Genomic DNA, 11,655 nt, shown 5'->3' on the forward strand with positions numbered 1-11,655 from the left:
GCGTCGCATTCCTCGCATGTGGAGGAGATCCGGGAGCGGTTGCTTGCTGATCTGGCGGGGGTTGTTCCTGTTTCGGGTGTGGTGCCGTTCTTCTCGACGGTGACGGGTGGCTGGCTGGACACNGGNNNTNTGGATGCCGGGTACTGGTATCGGAATCTGCGGGAGACGGTGGAGTTCGGGAGGGCGACGGAGTCGCTGTTGGGGGAGGGGTTCCGGTTCTTCGTCGAGTCCAGTCCGCATCCGGTGCTGGGTGTGGCGGTGGGGGAGTCGGTGGAGGCGGCTGGTGTGGATGCCGCTGTGTTGGGGACGTTGCGGCGCGGAGGAGGTGGCCTGGAGCAGGTGTTGCGTGCGGTGGGTCGTGCGTGGGAGCGGGGTTTGGGGGTGGACTGGTCGGGGGCGTTCCCGGGGGCGCGGCGGGTGGAGTTGCCGACGTACGCCTTCCAGCGCAGCCGCTACTGGCTCGACGTTCCGACCACGAGCTGGGACGTCGCCTCGGCGGGGCTCGCCACGACCGGGCACCCGCTGCTCGGTGCGGCGACGCGGATCGCGGACTCCGATGAGCTGCTGCTCAGCGGCCGGATCTCGCTGCGTACCCACCCCTGGCTCGCCGACCACGCGGTGTCGGGTGCCGTCCTCTTCCCCGGTACGGCCTTCCTCGAACTCGCGCTGCGCGCCGGGGCCGAGGCGGACTGCCCGGTGGTCGAGGAACTCACCCTCGGATCGGCGCTCGTCCTCCCGGACGAGGGCGCCGTCCACCTCCAGCTCCGGGTCGCCGCGCCCGACGGCGACGGTCGGCGGAGGCTCAGTGTGTTCGCCCGTACGGCACGGGACGCCGACGTGCCCTGGACCGAGCACGCCACCGGCACCCTGGCGCCCCGGACCGCCGGGGACCCGGCCGGGGCCGCGGCCGGTCTGCTGAGCTGGCCGCCGTCCGGTGCCGAACCCGTGGACACCGGCGACCTCTACGAGCGCTTCGCCGAGGCCGGCCACCACTACGGGCCCGCCTTCCGCGGTATCCGTGCCGCGTGGCTCCGGGGCGGCGAGGTGTTCGCCGAGGTGGTGCTGCCCGAGCGGCAGCACGCCGACGCCGCCGGATGCGTGCTGCACCCCGCGCTGCTGGACGCGGCCCTCCAGGCCGCCGCGCTGCTGCCCGAGCAGGACGGCCGGGCCCGGTTGCCCTTCAGCTGGAACGGTGTCACCAGCGGGATCACCGGGGCCACCACGCTGCGCGTACGGCTCGCCGCCGACGCGCCGGACGCGGTGACCCTGCACGCCCACGACCTGTCCGGCCGGCGGGTGTTCGGTGTGGAGTCCCTGCTGCTGCGGCCTCCGGCCGAGGGCGGGCCGCTCTCCGCGACCGCCCACGCCGACCTTCTGTACCGCCTCGACTGGACTCCGGTCACCGAGCCGGCCGACAGCGCGGCGCCCGCCTGGGGCGCCCTCGGCGGTGCCGTCCCCGGCGCGGTGTCCTGGCAGGACCTCGACGCGCTGGGGGCCGCCCTCGGGGCGGGCGCCGCCCTTCCCGAGGTGATCGTGGCGGCCGTCCCCACCGTCGACCTGCCCGACGCCCCCGACCGGGTCCGCGCCACCGCGCACCAGGGCCTCGCCCTCGTACAGCGGTGGCTGGCCGACGAGCGGTTCGCCGCGGCCAGGCTGGCCCTGCTCACCAGGGACGCGGTCCGTACCGGGCCGCTCGACCGTCCCGTCGATCCCGCCCAGGCCGCCCTGTGGGGCCTGGTGCGCAGCGCGGCCGCCGAGCACCCCGGGCGCTTCGTCCTCGTCGACGCGGCCGGGACCGGCGAACCGGCGGACACCCTGTCCGCGGCGCTCGCCACCGGGGAACCCGAGCTGGCGCTGCGGACCGGCCCGCCGCTGCTACCGCGGCTGGTCCGCGGCGGACGGGCGGACGGCACGCTGTCCCTGCCGGACGGCGCCGCCTGGCGGCTCACCACCGACGGCCGGCGCTCCCCGGAGGACATCACGGCGGAGCCCGCTCCCGAGGCCCTCGCTCCGCTGGGCAAGGGCGAGGTACGGATCGCGGTGCGCGCCGCCGGACTGAACTTCCACGACGTCATCGCCGCGCTCGGCCTGGACCCCGACCCCGAGCAGCAGGGCCTGGGCAGCGAGGGCGCCGGGACCGTCGTCGAGGTGGGCCCGGGAGTGGACGACCTGGTGCCCGGGGACCGGGTGATGGGGATCTTCGGGGGCGCGTTCGGCCCGACCGCCGTCGCCGACCGCCGTACCGTCGCCCGGATACCGGCGGGCTGGTCCTTCGCCCGCGCGGCATCCGTGCCGGTGGTGTTCCTCACCGCCTACTACGGCCTGTTCGATCTCGGGGGACTGCGGCGCGGGGAATCGGTCCTGGTCCACGCCGGGGCCGGCGGTGTCGGTATGGCGGCGGTGCAGCTCGCCCGGCACGCCGGCGCACGGGTGTTCGCGACGGCCTCCCCCGCCAAGTGGGACGTCCTGCGGTCCTGCGGACTGGACGACGCGCACATCGCCTCGACCCGGACCACCGACTTCGCCGAGAAGTTCCTGACGGCCACCGGCGGGCGGGGCGTGGACGTCGTACTCGACAGCCTGGCACGGGAGTTCGTCGACGCCGGTCTGCGGCTGCTGCCGAACGGCGGCCGGTTCGTGGAGCTGGGCAAGACCGACGTCCGCGACCCCGGGACGGTCGCCCGGCAGCACCCCGGGGTGCGCTACCGGGCGTTCGACCTGATGGAGGCCGGTCCGGAGCGCATCGGCGAGATGCTCGCCGACGTTCTGCGCCTGTTCGGGCAGGGAGCGCTGCGCCCCCTGCCCGTCACCGGCTGGGACGTCCGGCAGGCCCCGGCCGCCCTGCGCTCGCTCGGCCAGGCCCGGGGCGTCGGCAAGAACGTCCTGCTGCTGCCCGCGCCGCCGGACCCCGAGGGAACCGTCCTGATCACCGGGGCCACCGGCACCCTGGGCCGGCTCCTGGCCCGGCACCTGGTCGTCACGCACGGCGCCCGGCACCTGCTGCTGGCGGGCCGCCGGGGCGGGTCCGCCGACGGAATGCCGGAGCTGGTGCGGGAACTGACCGGGCTCGGGGCGTCGGTGACCATCGCCGCCTGCGACGTCGCCGACCGTGCCGCGCTCGCCGACCTGCTCGGGTCGGTGCCCGCCGCGCACCCGCTGACCGCCGTCGTCCACGCGGCCGGTGTCCTGGACGACGCCACGATCGCCGGGCTGACCCCGGACCGGCTCGACCGCGTCCTGCGGCCCAAGGCGGACGCGGCGCTGGCCCTGCACGAACTCACCCGGGACCTCGACCTCGCGGCGCTGGTCCTCTTCTCCTCGGGCGCCGCCCAGTTCGGCGCGGCCGGGCAGGCGAACTACGCCGCCGCCAACGCGGTCCTCGACGCCCTCGCCGCCGAACGCCGGGCCGAGGGGCTGCCCGGCCTGTCCATCGGCTGGGGCCTGTGGGAGGAGCGCAGCGAGATGACCGCCGCGGTCACCGCGGGCCGGGGCGCGGGGGCGGGGGCGCTGACCTCGGCGGAGGGCCTCGCCCTGTTCGACGCGGCGCTGGACTCCCCGTACCCCTACCGGCTCGCGGCCAGGATCGCCCCGTCCGTGCTGAGGGCGGACGACCGGCTGCCCGCGGTGCTCCGCGGCCTGGTCCGGCCCGCCCGTACCGGCGCCGCCTCCGCCGCGGAACCGGCCCGCTCGATGGCGCGGCAGCTCGCCGAGCTGCCCGAGGCCGAGCTGCGCCGGACGCTGCTCGACCTGGTGCGCGGCACCGCGGCGGCGGTGCTCGGCCACAGTTCGCCCGATCTGATCCGCCCGGCCCGCCCGTTCAAGGACGTCGGCTTCGACTCCCTCACCGGGGTCGAACTGCGCAACCGGCTGGTCTCCTCGACCGGGCTGCGGCTGCCGGCCGCGCTCGTCTTCGACCACCCCACCCCGGAGGCGCTGGCCCGCCACCTCGCCGAGCGGGCCACTGCCGGCCGCCCGACAGGCGACGCGGCGGTCCGGGCCGGGCTCGACACCCTGGAGTCCCTGCTCGACGCCCTGCCGCCGGGCGGTCTCAGCGACGAACTCGCCGCCCGGATACGGGAGGTGCTGGCCCGCCCGCTGCCCGGCGGGACACCGGACACCGCCGTCCACCCCACGGACGACGCGGACCACATGGACGACATGGACCACATGGACGGCATGGACGACATGGCCCCCGAGCTGATCGAGGCGGCCAGCGACGACGAGGTGTTCGACTACATCGACCGGCAGTTGGGGTCAGCGTGACCAGGGCACCGGTCCGTGTACCCCGCGTACCCCGCGTATCGCGTGTTCTCCGCGCATCCCTCGTGTCCCGCGTACCCCGCGCACCCCTCGTGTCCCGCGTACTCCGCGCGCCCCGAGACGAGATCCGAGCAGCCCGAGACGAAAGCAGCGGTGTCCAGTGAGCGACCAGAGGATGCGTGACTACCTCAACCGGGTGATCATCGACCTGCGGAACACCCGGCAGCGGCTCCGGGAGGCCGAGGCGCGCACGAGCGAGCCGATCGCGATCGTGTCCATGGCCTGCCGCTTCCCCGGCGGTGTCCGCACCCCGGAAGACCTGTGGGAACTGCTCGCCGAGGGCCGCGACACCGTGGCCGGCGTCCCCGGCGACCGGGGCTGGGAGACCGTCTGGCCGTCCGGCGGCACGGTCCCGGGGCAGGGGGCGTTCCTGGACGGCGCGGCGGACTTCGACCCGGAGTTCTTCGGCATCTCGCCGCGCGAGGCGGTCGCGATGGACCCGCAGCAGCGGCTGCTGCTGATGACCGCCTGGGAGGCCGTCGAGCAGGCCGGCATCGACCCGCTCACCCTGCGGGGCAGCCGTACCGGGGTGTACGCCGCGGCCATCGACCAGGGGTACGCGACGCTGGGCTCCGGCGCCGCCGAAGCCGTCCAGGGGTTCCTGATGACGGGGAATTCGATGAGCGTCGTGTCCGGGCGGGTGTCCTACGCGCTCGGTTTCGAGGGTCCCGCCGTCACCGTGGACACCGCCTGTTCGGCCTCGCTGGTGGCGCTGCACCTCGCGGCGCGGGCCCTGCGGGCCGGTGACTGCTCGCTCGCGCTCGCCGGCGGTGTCAGTGTGATGGCGCTGCCGGCGGTGTTCGTCGAGTTCAGCCGCCAGGGCGCGATGTCTCCCGACGGCCGCTGCAAGCCGTTCGCGGCGGCCGCGGACGGCACCGGCTGGGGCGAGGGCGTGGGGATGCTGCTGCTGGAGCGGCTGTCGGACGCGCGCCGCAACGGCCACCCGGTGCTGGCCGTGCTGCGCGGCTCGGCGATCAACCAGGACGGCGCCAGCAACGGCCTGACCGCCCCCAACGGCCCCTCCCAGCAACGGGTGATCCAGGCGGCGCTGGCCGACGCGGGCGTGACCGCTTCCGAGGTGGACGCGGTGGAGGCGCACGGCACCGGCACCGTCCTCGGCGACCCGATCGAGGCCGACGCGCTGCTGGCCACGTACGGTCAGGACCGGCCCGCCGACCGGCCGTTGTGGCTGGGGTCGCTGAAGTCGAACATCGGGCACACCCAGGCCGCCGCCGGGGTCGCCGGGGTCATCAAGACGGTCCTCGCGCTGCGGCACGGTACCCTGCCGCGCACCCTGCACGTGGACTCGCCCACTCCGCACGCCGACTGGTCCTCGGGCGCCGTCCGGCTCCTCACCGAGGCCCGTGCCTGGCCTGCCGTGGACCGGCCGCGCCGGGCCGGGGTGTCCTCGTTCGGCATGAGCGGCACCAACGCGCACGTCGTCCTCGAACAGGCACCGGAGTCGGAACCGGCCGACGGTCCGGACACCGCGGCCGGGCCCGACACCGCGGCCGGGCCGGGCGCGGGGACCGGGCCGGTGCACGCGGCCGGGCTGTCGGCGGATCCCGCGGACGCGCCCGGGGCCGTGTCGGCCTGGGTGCTGTCCGGCCGCACCGCCTCCGCGCTCCGGGACCAAGCGGCCCGGCTGCGCGCCCGGTTCGCCGCGGACACGACCGCACGGCCGGCCGACATCGGGTTCTCGCTGGCGACCACCCGCTCCGCCTTCGAACACCGGGCCGTGGTGATCGGCGACGGGCACCAGGCACTGCTGAACGGGCTCGCCGCCCTGTCCGGACCGGGCGGCACGGACCTCCCCACCGCCCCGGCCCCGGTCCCGTCCTCCTCCCCGGTCCCGTCTTCCTCTCCGGTCCCGGATCCCTCCCCGGTCCCGGCTTCCGCCCCGGATCCGGTTCCCGCCCCGGCCACGCCCGCTGACGTCGTCACGGGCACCGGCCGGGTCGTCGAGGGCCGGACGGCCCTGGTCTTCCCCGGCCAGGGCGCCCAGTGGGCCGGAATGGCCCGGGACCTGCTCGCCACCAGCCCCGCCTTCCGGGACAGCCTCGCCGCCTGCGACGCCGCCCTCGCCGCCCATGTCGACTGGCGGCTCCCCGCCGTCCTGGAGGGCGCGCCGGAGGCACCCTCCCTGGAACGGGTGGACGTGGTGCAGCCGGTGCTGTGGGCGGTGATGGTCTCCCTGGCCGCGCACTGGGCGTCCTGGGGCGTGCGGCCCGACGCCGTGGTCGGGCACAGCCAGGGAGAGATCGCCGCCGCCGTGGTGGCGGGAGCGCTGAGTCTGGAGGACGGCGCGAAGGTCGTCGCCCTGCGCAGCCGGGCCATCCGGGCGCTGGCCGGACTCGGCGGCATGGTCGCGGTGTCCCTGCCCGAGGACGAGGTACGCGCCGAGATCGCGCCCTGGGCCGACAAGCTGTCGGTGGCCGCCGTCAACGGGCCCGCCGCCGTGGTGGTCTCGGGGGAGACCCGGGCCCTGGCCGAACTGCTCGCCCACTGCGCCGCACGGGGCGTAAGGGCCCGGTCCGTACCCGTGGACTACGCCTCGCACTCGGCCCAGGTCGAACGGATCAGGTCCGAGGTGCTGGCAGCGCTGGCCGGGATACGCCCGCGCCCGGCCCGGACACCGCTGTTCTCCACCGTCACCGGCGACCGGCTCGACACCACGGCCATGGACGCCGACTACTGGTACCGCAACCTCCGCGGGACCGTCCGCTTCGACGCGGCCGTACGCTCCCTCGTCGAGCAGGGCCACGAGGTCTTCGTCGAGGTGTCGCCGCACCCGGTGCTGACCATGGCCCTCCAGGACACCGCCGAGGCCGCCGGCGCGGCGGAGCCGCCCGTGGTCGTCGGCACCCTGCGCCGCGACGACGGCGGACTGCGCAGGGCCCTGCGCTCGGCCGCCGAACTGTGGGTGGCGGGCGCGGCCGTCGACTGGTCCGCGGTGTACGCCGGCACCGGCGCCCGCCCGACCGCCCTGCCCGCGTACCCCTTCCAGCTGCGGCGCTACTGGCTGGAGCCGGAGGCGGCACCCGGCACCGGACCGGCCGCCGCCGACCCGCACGACACGGCCTTCTGGCACATGGTCGACCACGACGCCCCGGCCGAGATCGCCGCCCGCCTCGCCGTCGACGAGGACGCCCTCGCCCCCCTGCTGCCGGCCCTGCGCGACTGGCGCGCACAGCGGCGCGACGAGAGCGTCATCGACTCCTGGCGCTACCGCATCGGCTGGCAGCCCCTGCCCGACCCGCCGGCCGCCGTCCCCGCCGCCGGCACCTGGCTCGTCGTCCTGCCCGCCGGACACGACGACGCACAGGTACGTGGTCCGCTGCTCGCCCTTGCCGAAGCGGGCGCCACCGTCGTCACGGCGGAACTCACCGCCGACGCCGTCCGCCGCACGGACCTCGCGGACACGCTCGCCACCGCGCTCGGCGACCTCGTCCCGACGGGCGTGCTGTCGCTGCTGGCCGCCGCCGACCGGCCCCACCCCGACCACCCGGCCCTGCCCACCGGGACGGCACTCACCGTCGCCCTGGTGCAGGCCCTGGGCGACCTCGCCCTCACGGCACCGCTGTGGTGCGCCACCGAGGGGGCCGTGTCCACGGGCCCGGACGACCCGGTCACCCACCCCCGCCAGGCACTGGTCTGGGGCACCGGACTGGTGGCCGCGCTGGAGCTGTCGGCCTGCTGGGGCGGACTCATCGACCTGCCGCCGGACCTCGACGCCCGCGCCAGGGCCCGGCTCGCCGCCGTACTGACGGCCTCCGGACCCGGCACGGACGGCGTCGGCCGCGAGGACCAGCTCGCCCTGCGCCCCACCGGCATCCTGGCCCGCCGCCTCCGGCGCGCCCCCCGGAGCGACAGTCCCGTACGGCACTGGAAGCCCCGCGGCACCGTGCTGCTGACCGGCGGCACCGGAGCCGTCGGCCCGCACCTCGCCCGCTGGCTGGCCCGCGGCGGCGCCACCCACCTCGTCCTGCCCGGCCGCCGCGGTCCCCAGGCACCCGGCGCGGCCGAACTCACCGCGGAACTGGCCGCCCTCGGCGTACGACTGACCCTGCCCGTCTGCGATCTGGCGGACCGTCAGGCGGTGGCGGCGCTGCTCACCGGCCTGGAGACGGCGGGCGACCCGGTCACCGCGGTCGTCCACGCGGCCGCCTTCGTCGCACTCGCCCCCCTGGACGGCACACCGATGTCCGCGTTCGAGCGGATCGTCGCCGCCAAGGCCGCCGGAGCCGAACACCTCGACGCCCTGCTCGACCGCGAACTCGACGCCTTCGTCCTGTTCTCCTCGATCGCCGGGGTCTGGGGCAGCGGCGACCACGGCGCCTACGCCGCGGCCAACGCCTACCTCGGCGCCCTGGCCCAGCACCGCCGGGCCCGCGGCCTCACCGCCACCACCATCGACTGGGGCATCTGGCAGGCCGAGAACCCCTGGCGGGACCGCACCGCCGGAGAGGACGCCGACCTGTTCAACCTGGAGCAGCACGGTCTGCCCCGGATCGCCCCCGGCCTCGCCGTCCACGCCCTGCGCCAGGCACTGGACGACGACGAGACCCAACTCGCCGTCGCCGACGTCGACTGGGAGCGGTTCGCCGCCGTCTTCACCTCCACCCGCCCCAGCCCGCTGCTCACCGGGATCCCCGAAGCTCGCCGCGCCCTGGAGGCCGCGACCGGGGACGCGGAGGCACCCGCCGCCGCACTGCTGCGCGGGCGGCTCGCCGCCCTCGGCGAGTCCGCACAGCACCGCCTGCTGCTCGACCTGGTCCGCACCCACGCCGCAGCCGTCCTCGGCCATGCCACGGTGGACGCGATCCGGCCCGGCAGGGCCTTCCAGGACATGGGCTTCGCCTCCCTCACCGCGGTCGAACTCCGCAACCGGCTCAACACCGCCACCGGACTGCGGCTGCCCTCCACCCTGATCTTCGACCACCCGTCGTCCACCGCGCTCGCCAAGGAGATCCGCACCGCGCTGCTTGGCCGGGAGGCCACCGAGCCGCGCCCCCTCGACCCGGACCGCACCGGCCAGGACGCCGCCGCGCACCCGCCCGCGCCCGACGACGAGCCGATCGCGATCGTGTCCATGGCCTGCCGCTTCCCCGGCGGCATCGGCACCCCCGAAGACCTGTGGCGCCTGCTCGCCGACGGCGGCGATGCCGTCTCCGACCTCCCCGCCGACCGGGGCTGGGACATCGAAGCCCTCTACGACCCCGACCCCGACCACCCCGGCACCTCGACGACCCGGCGGGGCGGCTTCCTCCACGACGCGGCCGACTTCGACGCGGAGTTCTTCGGCATCTCGCCGCGCGAGGCCCTGGCCATGGACCCGCAGCAGCGGCTGCTCCTGGAGACCACCTGGGAGGCGATCGAGCGCGCGGCCATCGACCCGGACGCCCTGCGCGGCAGCCGCACCGGAGTGTTCACCGGCGTCAACTACGCCGACTACGCGGCCGTCGTCGCCCGGTCGGAGGAAGGGGACGGCCACCTGCTCACCGGCAGCGCGCCCAGCGTCGTGTCCGGCCGGGTCGCCTACACCCTGGGCCTCGAAGGCCCCGCGGTGACCATCGACACGGCCTGCTCCTCCTCGCTCGTCGCCCTGCACCTCGCCGGCCGGGCGCTGCGCGGCGGCGACTGCTCCCTCGCGCTGGTCGGCGGCGTCGCCGTGATGGCGACCCCCGGCGCCCTCATCAGCTTCTCCCGGCAGCGGGGACTCGCCGAGGACGGCCGCTGCAAGGCGTTCTCGGACGACGCGGACGGCATGGGCATGGGCGAAGGGGTCGGCGTCCTGCTGCTGGAACGGCTGTCGGACGCCCGCCGCAACGGACACCCGGTACTGGCGGTGGTACGCGGCTCGGCTGTCAACCAGGACGGCGCGAGCAACGGCCTCTCCGCCCCCAACGGTCCCTCGCAGCAGCGGGTGATCCGCGCGGCGTTGGCGGACGCGGGACTGACGGCGGCGGATGTGGACGTGGTGGAGGCGCACGGCACCGGCACCACCCTCGGTGACCCCATCGAGGCCCAGGCGCTGCTGGCCACGTACGGCCAGGACCGGCCCGCCGACCGGCCCCTGCTGGTCGGCTCCCTCAAGTCCAACCTCGGCCACGCCCAAGCGGCTTCGGGCGTGGCAGGGATCATCAAGACGGTGCTGTCCATGCGGCACGCGCAGGTGCCCCGCACCCTGCACGTCGGCAGGCCCTCCGGCCACGTCGACTGGACACGCGGAGCGCTGGCCCTCGCGACCGAGCATCGGCCCTGGCCGTCCCACGGTCGCGCCCTCCGGGCCGGAGTGTCCTCCTTCGGCCTGAGCGGCACCAACGTCCACACCATCCTCGAACACACCCCCCTCGAAGACGACGCCCCGACGGCCGAGCGCACCCCCCTGCCGGCGGTGCCGTGGCTGCTGTCGGCGAAGAGCCCGCGGGCACTGCGCGCCCAGGCCGACCGTCTGCGCCGCCACCTGGACGACGGCCCCGTACCCGACCCGCGCGACATCGGGGCCGCCCTGCACGCGCGCACCGCCTTCGACTACCGGAAGGCCCTGATCGGAGACCGGGACCAACTCCACGTCCTGCTGGCCCAGATGGCAGACGAGGACTCGGAAGCGTGGGACGGCGGTCGCCCGGTCGACGGTCGTTCGGTGTGGGTGTTTCCGGGTCAGGGTTCGCAGTGGGTGGGGATGGCTGCGGGGCTGCTGGGTGAGTCGGAGGTTTTCGCGGGGCGGATGGCGGAGTGTGGTCGGGCTCTGGCGCCTTACGTCGACTGGTCGTTGGCCGACGCGTTGGGCTCGGAGCGGCTGCTGAAGCGGGTTGATGTGGTGCAGCCGGTGTTGTGGGCGGTGATGGTGTCGTTGGCGGGGGTGTGGGGTTCGTTCGGTGTGGTTCCGGATGCGGTGGTGGGCCACTCCCAGGGGGAGATCGCGGCTGCGTGTGTGGCGGGTGGTCTGAGCCTTGATGACGGGGCGCGGGTGGTGGCTCTCCGGTCCCGTGCGGTGGGGGCGTTGGCGGGGCGTGGGGGTATGGCGTCGGTGCCGTTGCCGGTGGGTGTGGTGCGGGAGCGTATCGCCTCGTGGGGTGGCCGGTTGTCGGTGGCGGCGGTCAACGGACCGTCCTCGACGGTGGTTTCGGGCGACGCGGACGCGGTGGCGGCGCTGGTGGAGGGGTTGGTCGGGGAGGGTGTGCGTGCGCGGTTGATCGATGTGGATTACGCGTCGCATTCCTCGCATGTGGAGGAGATCCGGGAGCGGTTGCTTGCTGATCTGGCGGGGGTTGTTCCTGTTTCGGGTGTGGTGCCGTTCTTCTCGACGGTGACGGGTGGCTGGCTGGACAC

General features: G+C 75.5%; 2 protein-coding genes. Both read left to right on the forward strand.

The features are described from left to right. Window positions 1-4,263, forward strand: a 4,263-nt coding sequence (locus B086_RS41210) for an SDR family NAD(P)-dependent oxidoreductase (protein WP_037874213.1), incomplete at its 5' end; no start/stop codon positions are given. 172 nt (window positions 4,264-4,435) lie between these two features. Beyond that, on the forward strand, window positions 4,436-11,655 hold a 7,220-nt coding region (locus B086_RS41215; RefSeq protein WP_018570102.1), incomplete at its 3' end, for a type I polyketide synthase.

Origin of the sequence: Streptomyces sp. PsTaAH-124, assembly GCF_000373685.1 — a bacterium.
In the GTDB taxonomy this organism is placed as follows: domain Bacteria; phylum Actinomycetota; class Actinomycetes; order Streptomycetales; family Streptomycetaceae; genus Streptomyces; species Streptomyces andamanensis.